At 40.2% G+C, this 19,154-nt stretch carries 15 protein-coding genes; 5 read left to right on the forward strand and 10 right to left on the reverse strand.

Annotated features, from left to right (window positions below):
* Window positions 1-13 precede the first annotated feature (13 nt).
* From ureE to ACHFIY_RS15200, 8 genes are all read right to left on the reverse strand, one after another.
* Window positions 14-511, reverse strand: coding sequence for an urease accessory protein UreE (gene ureE, locus ACHFIY_RS15165; protein WP_410846959.1), 498 nt, complete (start codon window positions 509-511; stop codon window positions 14-16).
* Between the two features lie 101 nt (window positions 512-612).
* Entirely contained in the window at window positions 613-843 is a 231-nt protein-coding gene (locus ACHFIY_RS15170; protein WP_410846960.1) for a KTSC domain-containing protein, read from the reverse strand.
* Window positions 844-922: 79 nt separating this feature from the next.
* Window positions 923-2,638 (reverse strand): urease subunit alpha, encoded by a 1,716-nt coding sequence (gene ureC, locus ACHFIY_RS15175; protein WP_489685648.1) that lies wholly within the window; start codon window positions 2,636-2,638, stop codon window positions 923-925.
* Window positions 2,639-2,749: 111 nt separating this feature from the next.
* Window positions 2,750-3,103: an urease subunit beta gene (gene ureB, locus ACHFIY_RS15180; protein WP_410846961.1), complete on the reverse strand. Its 354-nt coding sequence runs from the start codon at window positions 3,101-3,103 to the stop codon at window positions 2,750-2,752.
* 107 nt (window positions 3,104-3,210) lie between these two features.
* A complete protein-coding gene (gene ureA / locus ACHFIY_RS15185) occupies window positions 3,211-3,513 on the reverse strand; it encodes an urease subunit gamma (RefSeq protein WP_410846962.1) in 303 nt (100 codons plus the stop codon).
* Between the two features lie 319 nt (window positions 3,514-3,832).
* Window positions 3,833-5,014: a M42 family metallopeptidase gene (locus ACHFIY_RS15190; protein ID WP_410846963.1), complete on the reverse strand. Its 1,182-nt coding sequence runs from the start codon at window positions 5,012-5,014 to the stop codon at window positions 3,833-3,835.
* Between the two features lie 208 nt (window positions 5,015-5,222).
* Entirely contained in the window at window positions 5,223-6,134 is a 912-nt protein-coding gene (locus ACHFIY_RS15195) for a UbiA prenyltransferase family protein (protein ID WP_410846964.1), read from the reverse strand.
* A 10-nt stretch (window positions 6,135-6,144) separates the two neighbouring features.
* Entirely contained in the window at window positions 6,145-6,639 is a 495-nt protein-coding gene (locus ACHFIY_RS15200; protein WP_410846965.1) for a hypothetical protein, read from the reverse strand.
* A 48-nt stretch (window positions 6,640-6,687) separates the two neighbouring features.
* Here ACHFIY_RS15200 and ACHFIY_RS15205 point away from each other — a divergent pair, with 48 nt between their 5' ends.
* The 5 genes from ACHFIY_RS15205 (at window position 6,688) to ACHFIY_RS15225 (ending at window position 13,429) form a co-directional block, all read left to right on the forward strand.
* The gene (locus ACHFIY_RS15205) at window positions 6,688-7,707 is read left to right on the forward strand and encodes a LuxE/PaaK family acyltransferase (RefSeq protein ID WP_410846966.1); all 1,020 of its coding nucleotides are present in this window, start codon (window positions 6,688-6,690) and stop codon (window positions 7,705-7,707) included.
* 180 nt (window positions 7,708-7,887) lie between these two features.
* Window positions 7,888-8,925, forward strand: a complete 1,038-nt coding sequence (locus ACHFIY_RS15210) for an acyltransferase family protein (protein WP_410846967.1) — start codon at window positions 7,888-7,890, stop codon at window positions 8,923-8,925.
* A 768-nt stretch (window positions 8,926-9,693) separates the two neighbouring features.
* Entirely contained in the window at window positions 9,694-10,923 is a 1,230-nt protein-coding gene (gene rocD, locus ACHFIY_RS15215; RefSeq protein WP_410846968.1) for an ornithine--oxo-acid transaminase, read from the forward strand.
* Window positions 10,924-11,029: 106 nt separating this feature from the next.
* A complete protein-coding gene (locus ACHFIY_RS15220; RefSeq protein ID WP_410846969.1) occupies window positions 11,030-11,725 on the forward strand; it encodes a VIT1/CCC1 transporter family protein in 696 nt (231 codons plus the stop codon).
* 189 nt (window positions 11,726-11,914) lie between these two features.
* Window positions 11,915-13,429: a TSUP family transporter gene (locus ACHFIY_RS15225; protein ID WP_410846970.1), complete on the forward strand. Its 1,515-nt coding sequence runs from the start codon at window positions 11,915-11,917 to the stop codon at window positions 13,427-13,429.
* A 211-nt stretch (window positions 13,430-13,640) separates the two neighbouring features.
* On the opposite strand, the gene ACHFIY_RS15230 is transcribed toward ACHFIY_RS15225, so the two are convergent.
* Together ACHFIY_RS15230 and ACHFIY_RS15235 are read right to left on the reverse strand one after the other, a co-directional pair.
* Complete coding sequence (locus ACHFIY_RS15230; RefSeq protein WP_410846971.1) at window positions 13,641-16,232, reverse strand: SUMF1/EgtB/PvdO family nonheme iron enzyme; 2,592 nt, start codon at window positions 16,230-16,232, stop codon at window positions 13,641-13,643.
* Between the two features lie 1,459 nt (window positions 16,233-17,691).
* Window positions 17,692-19,146 (reverse strand): c-type cytochrome domain-containing protein, encoded by a 1,455-nt coding sequence (locus tag ACHFIY_RS15235; protein ID WP_410846972.1) that lies wholly within the window; start codon window positions 19,144-19,146, stop codon window positions 17,692-17,694.
* Window positions 19,147-19,154 lie beyond the last annotated feature (8 nt).

Genomic DNA, 19,154 nt, shown 5'->3' on the forward strand with positions numbered 1-19,154 from the left:
TGTCGAATCTTTGTCAAGCAGGCAAGCTTTTCATTATTTTAGAAAATAAGCTGTTGCTTTCTGGATGCCCGTGGGAAGACACAGTAGTGTTTAATGGTTGTATCAATTTCCGTTTTTCTTGTAACACTTGGTAGCCTTGTGCCAGCAACAGCCTATACAATGGCATTTCGAAAGGAACTAACACCGCATCATTTTCAAAAAACAGGGGCAGGTGCTTGTTGCCTATCTCATAACAAACCGAAGCCATCTCAAACATGGATTTGGGCTGTACTACTATGCAGTCGCAAGGCAATACTTCCACAACAATTAAGCTGTTCTCGGTTTCGTGCAATATATCCCCTTGGGTAAGCTTGGGGTTTTCATTCAAGAACTTCAAACTAATTTCTATACCCGCAGTTGTTTTTTTTCGCTGTATGCGTTTGTTGGTCTCGAACCACTCCAAAGGCAGCCAATCAATGTTTTTATTGCCTGCATAAGTATGTAGGTTGCCTTTTTTTTCTTGGATTAACAACTTTGATTAATTAGGAATTAAGAATTAGGAATTAGGAATTTAAAAAAGAATAAAGAACCGTCGGGGCAATCCTAATTCCTCATTCTTAATTCCTAATTATTTTACCTGCTTTGTTTCGCATTTATCCTGTAGCCTTCGTAGCTATCGGTTATATACTGCAAATATTTATCCTTCGACTTCGCATCCAACAGGCTTTCAAACTCCTCCATCGGTACTCCTTCATACGCAAACGTATAGCCACTGGCTATATAATGCACTTCCAGTACTTGCCTTTTCTCATCGTAGCCCACCAAGTCGAACACGGTGGAGTCTATTGCTACATATTCTGTCATTTGTATGGTCAATTAATGAATGATTAAAAAATCACTTATTGTTAGGGTGATGGCTATAAAGGTACATCATTTTTAAATTTTAAAACAAAAAATACCGTTGTGCCAAAGGCAACACAGCCATAGGCTCGCAAGTAATTACCTTGCCATCCACTTTCACTTCATAATTTTCTGGGTTCACTTCTATATCGGGCGTTGCATCGTTGTGTATCAAATCTTTTTTGCCAATATTCCTGCAGTTTTTTACTGGCAAAACCATCTTGCTTAAACCATAGCCTTGCACTATTTTTTTGTCTAACGATACCTGCGAAACAAACGTAGCACAAGTGGCAAACAATGCCTTGCCATAGGAGCCAAACATGTGGCGGTAAATAACAGGCTGCGGCGTGGGGATAGAAGCATTGGGGTCACCCATCCTAGAGGCGATAATCATGCCCCCTTTGATAATCATTTCTGGCTTTACGCCAAACATAGATGGCTTCCAAAGCACAAAATCTGCCAGCTTTCCTACTTCCAACGAGCCTACATATTCCGAAATGCCATGGGAAATGGCAGGATTGATGGTATATTTAGATACAAAACGTTTTACCCTGAAATTATCATTCCCACTGCTTTCATCTTCCGGCAATGCACCACGTTGTACTTTCATCTTATGTGCCGTTTGCCAAGTGCGGGTGATTACCTCGCTTACACGCCCCATTGCTTGGGAGTCGCTGCTCATCATGCTGAAAACGCCCATGTCGTGCAGTATATCCTCGGCTGCGATGGTTTCAGGGCGTATGCGGGAATCGGCAAAAGAAACATCTTCTGGTACTGTCTTGTCTAAGTGGTGGCAAACCATCAACATATCCAAATGCTCGTCAATGGTGTTCACCGTGTAAGGCCGGGTGGGGTTGGTAGATGAAGGCAGTACATAGGGATACATGGATGCCTTGATAATATCTGGGGCGTGTCCACCACCCGCACCTTCCGTATGGAAAGTGTGTATTACCCTGCCGTCAATGGCTTTGATGGTATCTTCCAGAAAGCCGCCTTCGTTTAAAGTATCGGTATGTATAGCAACTTGCACATCGTATTTGTCTGCTACTTTTAACGAAGCATCTATCACGGCAGGAGTGCTGCCCCAATCTTCGTGTATTTTCAAGCCCAAAGCCCCAGCTTCTATCTGTTCTTCCAAAGGTTCTAGGCTTGCACAGTTGCCTTTGCCAAAAAAACCTAAGTTCATAGGAAATGCCTCTGCTGCTTCCAGCATTTTTTGTATGTTCCATGCACCGGGGGTAACTGTGGTTGCATTGGTGCCATCGGCTGGCCCAGTGCCACCACCAATCATGGTAGTAATGCCACTAAAAAGGGCATGGTCTATCTGTTGTGGGCAAATGAAGTGTATGTGGGTATCAATGCCGCCAGCCGTTGCAATCAAGCCAAAGCCACCATGCACTTCTGTGCTGGCACCAATTACCATATTGGGGGTAATGCCTTCCATGGTGTCGGGGTTGCCAGCTTTGCCAATACCTGCAATTTTGCCGTCCTTTATGCCAATATCTGCTTTTACAATGCCCCAATGGTCAATGATGATTACGCCAGTAATCACAAAATCCAGTACGCCATCGGCACGCTTGGCCGTGGCAGATTGTGCCATGCCGTCACGGATGGTTTTGCCGCCGCCAAACTTGGCTTCATCACCATAAACGGTATAGTCTTTTTCTATTTCTATAAACAACTCTGTATCGCCCAAGCGCACTTTATCGCCCGTGGTAGGGCCGTACATGTTGGCGTATTTTGTCCTGTTGATGTTCACTTTAATTTGTTTTGAATTTTAAGTTTTGAGTTATATGATTTGTTTTAAGTTTTGTGTTTTAGGTTTTGTGCTAAGCTCGTGTAATATAACTTAAAACACAAAACTCAAAACTTAAAACAACCTCACCCGCTCAAGTGCCTTTGCCTTCACCGCCGCATCTTCTAATGCACCATCTACCAAGTTGTTGAAGCCAACAATGGTTTTGCTGACGCCAAAAGTTACGAGTTCTATGTCTTTTTCTTCGCCTGGCTCAAAACGAACTGCTGTTCCGGCAGCTATGTTTAGGCGCATACCGTAAGCAAGTGGCCTGTCGAATTTCATTTGCCTATTTACCTCAAAAAAATGAAAGTGGGAGCCTATTTGCACAGGCCTGTCGCCCGTATTTACTACGGTTAGGCTAACAGTAGCACGGCCTACATTACATTCAATATCCCCTTTTGCTAATATGTATTCCCCTGGAACCATGTTTTTTGTTTTAAGTTTTATGTTTTGTGTTTTGAGCGGATTAAATTTGTATTTGTGTTTCAGGAAATTAAAGTAACTTAAAACTTAAAAGACAAAACTCAAAACAACTATCTTATAGGGTCATGCACCGTCACCAACTTGGTCCCATCAGGAAAAGTGGCTTCTATCTGTACATCGTGTATCATTTCAGGTATGCCTTCCATCACGTCTTCACGAGTGAGGATAGTGGCACCAAACTGCATCAATTCTGCCACAGATTTGCCATCCCTTGCAGCTTCCTGCAAGCGAGAGCTTATCAGGGCAATGGATTCTGGGTAGTTCAATTTCAAGCCCCTTGCCTTGCGCTTTTCAGCCAGTTCCCCCGCAAGGAACAATAATAGTTTTTCTGTTTCTCTTGGTGAGAGGTGCATATAGCCTACAGTTAATAGTGAATCAAATACTTATAAGTTGACAAAGTAGCAATTATTGCGGAAAATAAAAAACAATTTTGTGAAGAGGAAAAAAAATTAAACCACAAGGCACACAAAGGATTTACACAAAGTACACTAGTAAAATACCCTATGTTTAGTTGGTACGTTACAAATAAGGATACAAGGCCATCAGTGATTGCATCTATGAAAGCGAAATGCAATGTGCTTTTTAATCTCCTTATTACTTTGTTTTCCTTGTGTTTCTTGCTCCTTGTGAACCTTGTGGTAAAATATCCTCTGAAGTTATCTTTCCCTCTTATTAAAAATAACTCAAGTTTGTACTAGGCGATAATTCCAACAAAGTTTTATACATCAGTTGCACCGTGCTGTCAATATCGTCCTTGTGCAGCATTTCCACCGTGGTGTGCATGTAGCGCAGCGGTATAGAAATCAACACGCTTGGGCAGCCATCATTGGCATAAGCAAAGCTATCCGTGTCTGTGCCTGTGCTACGGCTTACGGTGCGCATTTGTAGCGGTATTTTGTTTTTTTCTGCCACGTCTTGCACTAGTTGCAGTAATTTGTTGTGCACAGCAGGCCCATAACAAGGGGAAGGCCCTTTGCCGCAAGCCACATCGCCTTCAATCATTTTATTGATCATGGGGGTTTGGGTATCGTGCGTAACATCGGTAATAATAGCCACATCTGGTTTTATACGGCGGGCAATCATTTCTGCGCCACGCAGGCCTATTTCTTCCTGCACCGCATTTACAATGTACAAGCCATAAGGTAGTTTGGTGTTATTTTCTTTTATCAAACGCGCTACCTCTGCAATCATAAAACCACCAATGCGGTTGTCCATGGCACGGCCAATATAATAGCCATTTGCCAATTCGTCGAAACCTTCTTCATAGGTAATAACGGAGCCTACATAGATGCCCAAATCTTCCACTTCTTTTTTGGTCCTGGCACCACAGTCAAGAAAAAGGGTTTCTACCTTAGCTTGTGGTTCTTTTTCGCCACCTATGCGTGTATGGATAGCAGGCCAGCCAAACACTGCTTTCACAGCACCTTTTTTGCCATGTATCAATACCCTTTTTGCCGGGGCTATCTGATGGTCTACACCGCCATTGCGTTTTACATATATCAAACCCTCTGCATTGATATAGTTAACAAACCAGCTAATCTCATCGCAGTGTGCCTCTATTACCACTTTAAAAGCGGCATCAGGATTAATAACACCAACGGCGGTGCCATAAGGGTCGGAAAAATAGGTATCTACAAATGGCCTAACATATTCAATCCACAATTTTTGCCCACCGCTTTCAAAACCAACAGGGGATGGGGTATTGATATAGTTCCTTAAAAATTCCAAAGAACCTTGCGTAAGTACGGAGGGGGCTTTTTGTTCCACATTTGCAGTAACTATTGATTCCTTTGCAGTTGCTTTTTCTTTTTTAGCTGCTTTTACTGTTTCTTTTGCTTTCTTTTCTTTTGCCATTTTTTGATTGATTAATATTGTAAAAATTGTTTAGACTTTTTGTCCGACCTCACCCCACGCCCTACCTCACCCCAGCCCTCTCCAAATGGAGAGGAAGAAACAACAAAGGAAAGGGGGCCTTCCCATGACAAAAACAAGATACTTGTTTTTTTGTAATTTATTTAATTGATATGCTAAAAATTCCTAATTCCTAATTCTTAATTCCCAATTAAACCAACATCCCCAAAATGCCGCACACTGCTTTTGCTAGCATTAGCCCATCTATAATTGCAAGGTAATAGAGAATGCCCTTACGGCGTTGCATGGAATAGGCAACAGTTATTAACAATATAAAAGGGATGGTATTAAAAACAATGCGGGTGGCTGGGAAATGATGGGTAAAAGCATACCCAAGGAACGTGCCTAAGCCAATGATGCACAATGGCAAAAGGATATAAAAAATCGTTTTCCGCAAGCCTAACCGAACGACAAATGTTTTTAGTTGGCGGTTATGGTCGGCCACATAATCTTTGATGTCGAACATGATACACAGCACAGTGATGAACATAAAGTTTTTAATAAACAAAAACACTGCAATGGTATGGAACACATAATTGCCATGTTTAAATAAAACCCTGAACAGTAGTGGATACACGGTAACAACCCCCGCCCATACAAAGCCAATAACAAACGGCTTTAGCCAGCCAGTGTCCCTTAAATTAAAATGGCCTCTCGAGGAAGGAAGCTGTACACCGTAATACAATGCCGCAACAGTAGGAAAGATTGCTAACAAAAACCAATATAAAACTGGGATGCTTTGCCAATGAAAAGAAGAAGTAACTAAAATAGAAACCATGCACAATGCCAATATAATGGCCAATGCAATCTGAGAGAAATATATAGATTTTTTATTGTGTGCATACCATAAGGTACGCTCATTGTATACATTAGCACCGGGCGAAGTATCGTGCATATAAGCCTTGGTATAGTACAAAACGGTTGCAGCAAACACACCTAGGTAATAACCAGGCTGATTTAATGGGGAAAATTGCTGTACGCTCCCTTCCACGGAAAGCAATACCGTGCAAAGCCCATAAAAATAATTACCGAAAAAGAGGGACTGGACAAATCGATAAGGCAATTTGTATTGTTTAATTTAGTAAGAACGTATAATAAGGAGATTTTAAAGTGTCGCTAAGGTGTCCTGCCTTATCCTTTAAGCAAAACCTGAAAGATGATGTATCTGTTTTTCCAGCTCTACCAGATGCATTGATACAGGCATCAACAACTATCCTAGTTGAATCTTTGGATGTTGAGCTATAAACAAATGGAAGGTTAATATCGCCGGCTTGGTTTTTAGTAGCAGGAAAATATGGGATGGGGTACTGGTAAGTACTTTCTTTGAGCTTAAATGCCCCAACAGGCGAGTCTGGGCAAACCTTGGAAACGCGCTGTATAAAAATACTGTCTATATCGCCTTGTTTGTCTGTAAACCCAAGCACGAAAGTAAACGCATCGGGTACATCCAGCGTTGTAGATGAGGGCAAACTTTTAAAGCTAAGTTGAGGCCTGTCCGTATATTTATCCTTGTTGCAAGCATTGCAAATAATTGCAAACGAAAGAAGTAATGCTATTTTTGTCCTCATATTTCGAAAATTATATCAAATTTACTTAAACTCTTCATATAAATTCCTGTGGAGGATACTATCATTAACAATATTTTTTCAGTTACACCAGAAAACTTCGATGCTGTAGCCCATCAGGTTTTCCAATTTCAAGTGCAAGAGAATTTGGTTTATGGGGAATGGGCTGGATTAGTGAGTGGGCAGTGGTCAGTGTTAAGTGTTAAGTCACTGCACCCGACTTCTGCACCTTACGCCTTATCCCTTACCCCTTACCCCTTTCTTCCCATCTCCTTTTTTAAAAGCCATGTTGTTGCTGCAACACAATTTGAGCCAGGAGCCATATTTGAAAGCAGTGGCACAACACATACTATCAATAGCAAGCATTTGATAAAAGACTTGTCTATTTACAGGCAAAGCTTTTTAACAGCTTTTCAATTGTTTTATGAAAACATCAATGAATGGTGCATTATTGGCTTGCTGCCTTCTTATTTAGAAAGGGGCAATTCATCATTGGTAATGATGGCAGACGCATTGATAAAATTATCGAACCATCCTAATAGTGGCTTTTATCTTAATGATTTAGAGGGATTACAAATTGTTTTGCAGCAACTGGAAGCAAAACAGCAAAAAACCTTGTTGATTGGGGTAACTTTTGCCTTGCTTGATTTTGCAGAGCAGTACCCAATGCAATTGAAAAACACGGTGGTAATGGAAACTGGGGGCATGAAAGGGCGGCGAAGGGAATTGACAAGGGCCGAAGTGCATCACATTATTAGCAATGGGCTTGGGGTGGAAAAGGTACATTCGGAGTATGGGATGACTGAACTGCTCAGCCAAGCTTATTCTGCTGGGGATGGCCGCTTTGTTTGCCCTCCTTGGATGAAAGTGTTTGTAAGGGCAGAAGACGACCCATTGGATATAAAGCCTTTTGGCAAAGGGGTATTGAACATAATAGACCTTGCAAACCTGTATAGCTGCTCTTTTATTGCGACCGACGATGTGGGAATTGTATATGAAGACGGCAGCTTTGAAGTGTGGGGAAGGCTGGATAACAGCGACATAAGAGGTTGCAGTTTGTTGGTTGTTTGAGTGCAAGTGTTGGTTTTACTGCATAGGTACATAGCTTGTTTGAAAAAGAAAAAAAAGTTTAAAAAGTATTTATAAAATAATTTTCCTCTTTTTTTATTCTTCCCTTAAAACTTTGTGCCGCTTTGTGTCTTCGTGCCTTAGTGGCAAAATAATACCTAAGTCCCAACAATACTTTTTAGTATGCGTATTGAACAATTAACTTTTACCCGTTTCCTTGCTGCGCTTATTATAGTGGTGTTCCATTTTGGGCTAGAAGTACCGCCTTTCACGCATCCATCCGTTTCTTTTTTGTTCAGCAATGTGGGCATCAGCTACTTTTTTGTACTGTCTGGCTTTGTAATGGTGGTGGCTTATAGTAAATCGGGCAAACCCATCAAGCCTGGCATTTATTTCAAAAACCGCTTTGCACGGGTATACCCAGTTTACTTATTGGCTTTCCTGCTCACTTTACTCATCATGTGGATATGCTATATCCCTATCAAAACCGAAGCTATTCCCTTCAATATATTCATGGTGCAGTCCTGGCTTCCACCATATACTTTGGTCATCAACAGGCCAGGGTGGACACTTTCGGTGGAGGTATTGTTTTACCTAAGTTTCCCATGCTTGTATAACCATGTTTATACAAAATACAAATTAGTTCCCATTGCTATTGCCATATTGGCTTTTTGGCTTATTTCGCAAATGATAGGCAGCTATTTACTTGCCTCGGCATGGTACAAAGCGGACGAACTGCACCACAACCTGCTTTACTACTTCCCTCCCCTGCACTTCAACCAGTTTTTAATGGGCAATTTGTTTGGTTTGGTGTTGTTGAAAGTGTATGGCCATTTTACTAGGAATTTAGATTTAGTCGTTGTGGCATTATTGGCTTTTACGGCCGCTTTGCTAAAATACCCTGTGCCTTATGCCAACTACCACGATGGGTTCTTGGCTATTTTGTTTGCTGTTATCATTTTGTGCATCTCGCTGAATAATGGCTTTTTCACCAAGATTAGCAACCACAAGTCGTTGATATTTTTAGGCGAAATTAGTTTTGGTATTTATATTTTGCAAATACCTGTGTATAATATCGTATATAAAATAACAAAGCCTTTTTACTACCAGCATACACAGGTATTTTTTTATGTTTACCTAGTGGTATTAATATTGTTTGCTGCATTTAGTTTCCAGTACATAGAAACGCCATTGCGTAGGTGGATAAGGCGGCACTATTAATCGGCTGCATAAAATTTTTTCGCTTTGTCCTGATACGCCCCAATCTATAAAAATCTTATCTTTGTGCTACAAATGCACTTGATACCAATAACTTACAAAACTAGTGTCTTGGCATCCTAATCGTAGCTCTTTTTTTACTAATATTAAGATAGTTGTAGTCCCAAAATTTGGTCTTGTATTTATGGCTGTAAAATACGCACAAATCAAGCACAAAATGAGCATAAATAACGCACAAAATACTCATAAAATAAGCATAAAATAAGCACGAATCACGCACAAAAATTTGATGTTATTGTTGATAATCAATGGCTTACAAGGGAAGTAACGATTTTTGAAAAAAGAGACAGCGTAAAAATCCCACAAAAATGGCAAAACTGAAACTATTTTAATAAAACACTAGGAAATATCAATATTATTAAAATATGCAATTATTGTCACCTTGCCCTGTTCCTGTTACCTTTTCCTTTAGGTACTTGTCCCGGTCTTTCGGGAGGGGTGAGGTTCCGTTAGGTTGATTTTTTAGTAAAAAAAGCAAAAAACTTTTATATACCCCTATTAATCTATGTGGCAAAAAATCTACCACAATCAATTATATTGCACCCGTTATAACCCACATATATGAAATTTCTCCTCCTCAATTTAGATTTCCTCGACCATCCCAGAATAGTTGTAAGTCATAAGTCGTAAGTAAAAAACTATGACTTATGACTTACGTCTTATCACTTACAACATACAACTTATAACGTATAACTTACAACGTACAACTCAATGAGGACAGAAAATTTATCAGATAGGAGCCAATACTTTCTAGATTTAGAAGAAAAATTTGGCGCACACAATTACCATCCCCTTCCAGTAGTGCTAAAAGAAGGGAAGGGCGTATATTTAACAGATGTAGATGGCAAACGTTATTTCGACTTTCTTAGCGGCTACTCGGCCGTTAACCAAGGGCATTGCCACCCTGCCATCATTAGTGCATTGACCAAACAGGCAAAAAAACTTACCCTTACCTCCCGTGCATTCCACAACAATATGCTGGGCGAGTATGAAGAATACATTACCCAATATTTTGGGTACGACAAGGTATTGCCTATGAACACAGGCGTGGAAGGTGGAGAAACAGCCATTAAGCTAGCCCGCAGGTGGGCTTATACTAAAAAAGGCGTGCCTGAAAACCAAGCAAAAGTGATTTTTGCCGAGGGTAATTTCTGGGGCAGGACATTGGCTGCCATCTCTGCTTCTACCGACCCAAGCAGCTACAAAGGTTTTGGTCCTTTTATGCCAGGCTTTGAAATAGTGCCTTATAACGATGTTGTTGCATTGGAAAAAGCTTTTCAAGACAGCAACGTGGCCGCTTTTATGGTAGAACCCATACAAGGCGAAGCAGGCGTGGTGATACCAGACAAGGGCTACTTGAAAAAAGTAAGGACTTTGTGTTCTAAATACAAAGTATTGTTTATTGCAGATGAAGTGCAAACAGGGCTTTGCCGCACTGGAAAAATGCTAGCTTGCGACCATGAAAACGTACGTCCAGATATTTTAATTTTAGGCAAAGCCTTGAGTGGTGGCACCATGCCAGTAGCAGCTATACTGGCCGATGACAAAATAATGCTTACCATCAAACCTGGTGAGCATGGCAGCACTTATGGCGGCAACCCATTGGCATGTGCGGTGGCCATTAGTGCCTTGCAAGCGTTGAAAGACGAAAACATGGCAGAAAATGCCGAGGCAATGGGTATTGTTTTAAGGGAAGAACTGGCAAAATTGAGGTCGCCTTTTGTAAAAACAATCCGGGGAAAAGGTTTGCTTAATGCAATAGTAATAGAGCATAAAAACCCTGATGCTTCTTGGGATTTATGCCTAGCATTAAAAGACAATGGCCTATTGGCAAAGCCAACCCATGGCGATAAAATACGCTTTGCACCTCCCTTGATAATAAACAAAGAGCAGATATTGGAAAGCGTGGAGATTATTGGAAAAGCGCTTTCGCAGCTATAGTTTTGTTTTGTGTTTTGTGTTTTAAGTTTTGTGTTGTCAAAACTTAAAACATTTTCCAGCTTCTGCTAAAACTCAAAACATAAAACTTAAAACCTAAAACAAAAAAATGCACCATCCTGAAACCCATTTAAAAAGTTCTGACCTGCTTACAGATATTGTTATTGGCATGAGTGATGGGCTTACCGTTCCTTTCGCATTAGCAGCAGGGCTAAGCGGTGCGGTGGACAACAACACCATCATTACCATTGCTGGTATTGCCGAGATAGCCGCAGGCTCCATAGCCATGGGGCTTGGCGGCTACCTGGCCGGTAAAACCGAGCAAGACCATTACAACAGCGAATTAAAAACAGAATACGAGGAAATAGAAACCAAGACAGAAGTAGAAAAAGAAGAAGTAAGGCAATTTTTCAGGGAATGGGGCTTTAGTAAAAACCTGCAAGACCAAGCAGTAGAAGAAATATGCAAAGACAAACACCTATGGGTAGAATTTATGATGAAGCATGAGTTAGGCCTAGACAAGCCCGACCCAAAGCGTGCTAGGAAAAGCGCCTTTAATATTGGTGTATCGTACATAGTAGGCGGGCTAGTACCCCTTAGCCCCTATTTTTTTATACATGATTCTGTTGGTGCATTAAAAGTATCTGTAGGCATTACCTTAGTGTGCTTGTTCATCTTTGGGTATTTCAAAAGCAAACTCACAGGCATAAACGCTTGGGTGGGCGGCCTAAAAGTAATGCTGATTGGTGCTGCGGCGGCGGGTGCTGCATTTGGCATTGCCAAGCTAATTGAAGGTGGGCATTAAATCATTGCCACAAAGGCTCGAAGACTCAAAGTAGCGCTAAGAAAAGTAGAAAGAAAGGACAATGAATTATATACATTGCTTTTCCTTTAAAACTTTGTGCTCCTTTATGCTTTAGTGGCAAAAAAATACTAAAAAACTTTTCCAACTTAGACCATAATCTACTAATTTTGTAGGATAATATATTTTTCATTGGAACAAACAAATACATTATTCCCGGTTTTTTTGAAGCTAGAGCAGCTTCGTTTGTTAATCGTTGGCGGAGGGTTTATTGGGCTTGAAAAATTACAGGCGGTTATTAATAACTCGCCAGCAACAGACATTACATTAGTGGGCATTACTATAAGCAATGACATTAAAGCACTAGCTGCATTGTACTCCAATATTAAACTGCTTGAAAAACCTTACGAAACAAGCGACCTGCAAAACAAAGACTTAGTTATAGCAGCAGTGAACGACATATCATTAGCTACAACTATTACTGCTGACACCAAACAGCATGGCATTTTGATAAATGCAGCCGACAAGCCAGATTTGTGCGACTTTTACCTAGGCAGCATCGTAAAAAAAGGCAACCTAAAAATTGCTATTTCTACCAATGGCAAATCGCCCACGATAGCCAAGCGGGTAAAGGAAATGATGAATGAGATATTACCAGAACAAATAGACGAGTTATTAAACAACATGCAAGCTTACAGGGCGCAACTGAAGGGCGACTTTGAAAATAAAGTAAACACTTTAAACGAAGTAACCAAAACCCTGATTGTAAAACAACTAGACATACCTGAGGGCAGACCACCATTTAAACTATGGCAGGATGTAGTAAAATGGCTGCTATTAGCATTTTTTTTCATGCTTCTTGGCCATGCTGTATTCCTCTATGTACCACTGGGTACTGTGGTTACAGGCATTAAAGTTATCCCGCAATATATTGACACACCTTCTTTTCTCCTCATGGTATTGGCAGGCTTTATGGCACAGATGGCAGATGGCAGCCTAGGCATGGGCTATGGCACTATATCTACCGTTTTCCTGCTTGCCATTGGCGTTAACCCTGCTATAGTTAGCAGCAGGGTACACTCGGCCAGGGTGTTTAGCAGTGGTGTTTCCGGTTATAGCCACCACCGCTTTGGCAATATCAATAAAAAACTATTTAGCGCCTTGGTTATCCCAGGCATTATAGGTGCCATTTCAGGCGCAGCACTAGCAGTTTTTGCAAAGGAATATGCCATTTATGTGCGCATCCCATTATCGTTCTATACCATTTACCTTGGGTATTATATTATCCGCAAGGCTTTTGCTAAAAAAATTGTACAAGACAGTGTAAAAAACGCTGGCTGGCTAGCTTGCGCAGGGGGCTTTTTAGACGCCTTTGCAGGTGGCGGCTGGGGGGCATTGGTAACCAGCACGTTGATTGCCAAACGCAAGACTACCCGTTATGTAATAGGCTCCGTGTGCCTAGCAGAGTTTTTTGTGGTGTTTGCCAGTGCCACTACTTTTTTTATACTCTTAAAACATATCCCTATTTTAGATGTGCTGGGGTTGATACTTGGGGGCGTGGTAGCTGCCCCCATTGCCGCTAGGCTTGTTGGCAAAATACCCGTGAAAAAAGTATTGATTGGCGTGGGCATACTCGTAATACTGACTAGCACCAATACATTAGTGAAAAGTGCAATGACTGTGCTGCAGATAATACATAAGAAATAGGCAATGTTATTTGCAGGTTTGTTTAATCTGCCACGAAGGCATGAATACTCAAAGAGGCACAAACTTTTAAGGGAAGAAAAGAAAAAGAAAAAATATGTTATCAATACCTTTTAATCTTCTTTTCTTCGTGTTTCTTCATGTTTTTGTGCCTTTGTGGCGAAAAAGCATATTCTGCTTGGTAAGTAAAAAATTATTACTCACCAAGCAGAATCTATTGCATACATCTAAACCCCAATGTTGAAGCCCTGTCTATGCCTTCGTACATTAAAAAATACTTGCAATGAAAATCAATGGGCTGCTTGCCACCTGGTGCCAATTTGAAGTAAGATGTGCCGCCGCCAAAGTACCAACGGGATGTTTTTAGCTGCCAACTTTCGCAACCGCCACGCAGGGTTATAAACCTGTTGTAGCCATCATTCCTTTCGCTTTCATTCCATTCCCAAACTTTGTTGAAAACAAACTTGTCACCTTGCGTTTCTGCGGCGGCTTGCCACTCCCATTCGGTGGGCAGCCGCATGCCTGCCCATGCTGCATAGGCCCTTGCATCTTCCAAAGACACATACACAACTGGCAAATTCTTTAGTGCATGGGGGCAGGTTTTACCGTTCCAGTGTTTTAAAAAATTATCGGTATTGGCAGGTTTGTAGTTAGATTGTAATAGGAACGCTTCAAATTCGCCATTGGTAACCACTTTGGGCATGATGCTAAAACTGGGCAATGCAATATGCTGGTGGTGGATAATGAAATTGTATCCATTTTCTTTAACATACTTATAATCGGTTTCTTTAACCGCATCCTCATCAGGGTAACAATCACCTTCCCTTTGTGCATGTTTTACGGTAAAATTATAGTTGCCACCCTTTATTTGCAATAATTGTTGATGGCTATTGGCGGTGGCGGGGCTTGCAATTTCAGGAGGCAGTTTGGCATATTTAATAGATAAGACCTTGGCATACTCATCGGTAAGCGGCAAGGATGTTGTTTGTTCAATGTGTTGCTTTTCAAGCAATGCCAAGATGGGTTTTGAAGGGGTGTTTTTTAAGCCCAGCACACAGCCCAGCCTGTCAATATTTAAACTAATCTTTCCATTGTCAACAAGCAATTTTTCACCAGTCCACAAATCGAAATATTGCGTGTACGCTTTATCTACCTCTAATTGAACGGTAACATTGCCCAAAGCAGTATTGGCCACCACGTTCCATATTCTAATGTCGCTATTTTCCCAAGAAGAGGCGTTTACTGTTGAGTTATTGGTTGGCAAGTAAGGCTTCCATGAATCGGAAGTATATAGGAGATTAAATTGCTGCCAAATGGCGTTCATTTTACGGATTGTTTGCCTGTCTTTTGCATTCCATTTGTTCATAATACCAAAAATATTTTCCCAAACGATAATGCCCTGCCCGTTTATCCAGGTAAATGCCATATCATTTTGTCGATTGGTGGCAAAACGGTTTATTCGCAGTTGCATGTGGTCCGGGATAATCCATTTTAAAGCCAAAACACCTTGGTTGTTAATTGGCTTTACGGTTTGCGCCCATGAAGTAGTTACTGCATTAGTGCCTTGGCATACTTGCAACAATGGGCTTAATTCTGGGCCTACGGTTACGCCACGTTTGTACTTGTCCAATTCTGGTTGAAATTCAAAACCATAAGTACCCACATCCATAAAAAGACCATCGGCATTGGTTTTTCCAATAATACTAGGGAATGTTTTAAAGTCTGATGTATCGGAATGACGGGTATCCACATCCCATGGGTTGTAAATTAATATCGCTTTTACACCATTGTTGTGAAACTCTCTCACCACATTTTTCAAAGCCTCTACCCCACCATTTGGCATGTTCCTAAAATAATCGAACTGGTTTTTTTCATCAATGCCAATGTTGGGGTAACTGTGCCAAATCATTACCGATTGAAAGCCGCCAAATTCTCGTTTCATTTTATCGCAATATTCTTTCACCTTGTACTTGGCAGCTTTGTAATCCCAAAAATCATTGTCCCAAATAAAGGCAAAGCCCATGATAAAATTCTTTTTCAGCCACTGCATTTCTGGGCGGTCGTACAATTGCCTATCAATGACTTTGGATTTTGGGTGGAACATTACCGCCAATTCGTTGTAGCGTTTTAAACGACTAGGGTTGGTTGGGAACGACAAGCTAAGCCCCCTTACATTTACTTTTGTCAAAGCAGTGTCAACCGCTTCTAACCGCACCACTGGTACCACCGAAAAACTATCGGCATTGAACGCAGGCATTGATATTTCTCTACTAAAATTAGACATTTCACCATCTGCCAAAAAATAGTCTGTTCCTGAAACAACTCTCCTCACAGGGTTAGAAATCTCCTCCCCTTTGTACTTGAACTGAAAATCTATAAATACTTTTACTTGGCCTTGCTTTACATCCAATATACCAGCTACCACTATTTTTTCTGATGGCTCCAATTTCATGGCAAAAGCTACTTTATTAAAATTTATGGAGGTTTTCTTTACTTTATTAAATATTAATTCAATAAAATAGGCAGAGGTATCATTCAAGTGTTCACGCACATAGGTTTGATATTCCTTTATTTTTTTGTACCAGGTATCCCAGTCTTCCCCCGGTTTTGGTGGGTTGATAACAGATTCACTATGCTCCAATGTTTCCGAATATTTCCAATTGGTGGTACCATCGTACATATCTGCATTCAACACATATTGCGAGAATGGCAAGCGCAGCAACTCTTTTTTTTGGGAGAAAGCAGTGGTATTGTATAAAAAAACGACAAAAACAATGAGTATAAACTTCTTAACCGGTAGTTTCATTAAAAATGGCTTTAGTACACCCATAAAAAATATATTTATTTACGTTTTTCAAACTTATTATAATAAGTCAAAACTAAAATAAAATTCTCATTCCAGTGGAATATTTCTTTTACTTCTGATTAAAATTATTGCTACTACTCATAAAATTGGTTATGCCTTTTTGCCACAAAGGCACAAAAAAGGGGCATTTCAACTCTTCACTTTTTATTCCCTTTTTTATATATCAGCAACATACATAATTGATGGTTATAGCCGCATTTAAATCTCACCCTCTCCCCAGTTATCTCCGAAAGGAGATGGGGCAAGAACAAAAGAGGGAATACTAAGAACTAAGCGAATATTTGAAATGGATTTTTTTCTTTTTTCCGCAATTTATTTTTTTTAGAATCTTTCTTTTTTCCTATAACTCATTGATATTCAGTTATTTATGTTTTTTCAGCCGCGTTTTTTATGATAATTTATGTGAATTTTATGATAGTTTATTGATAGTAAAATGATAGTATATTGATAATGGAATAATAATTTATTGATAAGAAACTGATAAGATTTTGATGGTGGATTATCATTTTCCCTAGTGATATACCAGCTTGTGAAGGAGCTAAAGCTAATGTGGCTAGTTCCTATTTTAATATAAAGTTGGCATGGATATGTATAAAGCCCAAAATAAAAATCCTATATGGGGGAAATATGCCCCCATATAGGGGGAAATTTGGGATGCTCATGGGGGCATATTTCCCCCATATAGGATTGTGCTTTTCAATATCCCGTAAATTATTCCCAATTTTACAGTACATGGCGCTCTTTGTCACAGTCAGGCCCCCAAACGAACCAGTTGTGCTAGCATACGTCCTTAGCCTTGTGGCACTATTTTTAACATCAAAATAAAAAAGTTATAATATGTACATTTCCCACTCAAAAAAAAACGAAAAACACGCACTTTTCACGCACAAAACACGCACAAATCACTCATTTTTCACTCATAAAACACTCACCAAACACTCACTTATAAAAACCATAAAATGCTGTATTTCAATGAGTTATGTTCACAGAAGGCCTAAAATTTAAAATCAGGGGCAAAATACCCTACCAAACAAAGGGTGGCAATACCTCCAAAAAGGGTAAAAAAAGAGGTATCCGCACAGTAGCTCTTCTAAGGGGTAAAGTAGGTACAGCTATTTTAGGATAAACAATTAGCGAAGTTTTGAAATGCACCCTTAAACATCGCCTGTTTCTGCCAAATAGAAAAAAAACTAAATTTTGAAATGCGCCCCAGAAAAACAAAGAAAAACTAGGTAGAAAGGTATTTAGTAACATGCTTTTTCTTCTTTTTCTTTCCTTGTTCCCTTAAACCTTTGTGCCACTTCGTGCCTTCGTAGCAGAATAACCAAACTTTCAAATGAGTAAGCCATTATTTTTATGATTTTATTCATTTAGCCCATTTACTTAAAAGGCTTCAATATCAATTATCACTTGTAACTATCAATTTTGGGTTCAGTTTTTTTACAGCTTCAATACCTTTTGGTGAAACTTGGCTTTGCCAGCAATAAACTACTTTCAAGTTTTTTAGCGTAGCCAATTCAAGCAGCCCCCTGTCGTCAAACTTGGTGTTTACCACATTCAAATACTCTAAATTTTGAAATTGCTTGATGGTAGCAGCACTACTGCCAGTAATTGCTGTGCCTTCAATATTTAGCTTAACGATATTTTTACAGTTTACAATTTGCTTTAACCCACCATCTGTAATTTTTGTATTAAAAAGTTTCAACCAAACCAATTGCTGCGGGATCTTACTTATCAACATCATTTTCGAATCATCCAAATTGGCATCATTCACGGCACTTACTTCCAAGAATGGTTGGTTTTGCGAAACGGGGCTAACTATTAGGTGTTCCTTTTTCAAGGCATCTATATCAGCCGATGCTGCCTCAGACACTTTTTGTTGAAAAACTACCGAAGCAGGTGTTTCTTTAGATGATGAGTCGCCGTTAGGAGCAGCACTAGTAGACAAAGTGGCATTGCCCCCCATGGTTTTAAAATAAGCCGCTACTTCTTCTTTTTTAGGCAACTCTTTTACTTTCGCTTTCATGGAAGCACCATTGGCAATCCACCATTTTATCAATGCTATTTCTTCATTGGTTAAGGCTGGTTTTCCTTTTGGGGGCATCCTTTTTTCATCACTTTCTGGCAAAAGCACCCTTTTTATCAATTCGCTTCCTTCTGCATCTTTTGGAACAATTACTGCCCCATGCTTGCCTCCTTTTATTAACAGCACTTCCGTATCCATCCTCAAGCCACCCTTGGTTTTAGAGGCATTATGGCAACTGCTACATTTTGCTTCGATAACGGGGGCAATTAAATCTTGATATACAACCGCTTCATTTATATCAGTGATTTTTTTATTAGCCGATTTGCTCGATTTTGAAGCTATTTCAAACCAACTGCGGAATGGCTCGGGGGTATTCATGGTTAAATAATCTTCCCCGTGTGTCATATTGCCCCCAAGGTGGCCTGTGAAAGTGAGAAGGAACATGAGTAGCAAAAACAACCCAACATATACTTTTGACATGATGGCGCCCTGAATAAAAGCAACATTGTTTTTCAGTAGCCAAGTAATGCCAGCAACAACAGCCACACTTATGCCCAGCCATTGGTGCCAAAACAAGGTGCTTTCATTATACCCGCCAGAGGAGGAAAGTAACCAACCAAATAAACAAGATATAAGTGCTGAAATAAAACCAAGGCAAAGCGAAATGCTTACGGCTTTGTTTAAAGAATCGTTCTTGGCGCGTATCCGTACCATTTCAAGCGTGAAAGCAATAATGAGGATGCCGATAGGCAAGTGGACAACTACAGGATGGAAATGTCCAAAAAACAATTCCCAATCTGAGGCTGCATTTATTTCAAGTAAAAACATATTGCAAT

Origin of the sequence: Parasediminibacterium schistidii, from assembly GCF_046546515.1 — a bacterium.
In the GTDB taxonomy this organism is placed as follows: Bacteria; Bacteroidota; Bacteroidia; order Chitinophagales; family Chitinophagaceae; genus Parasediminibacterium.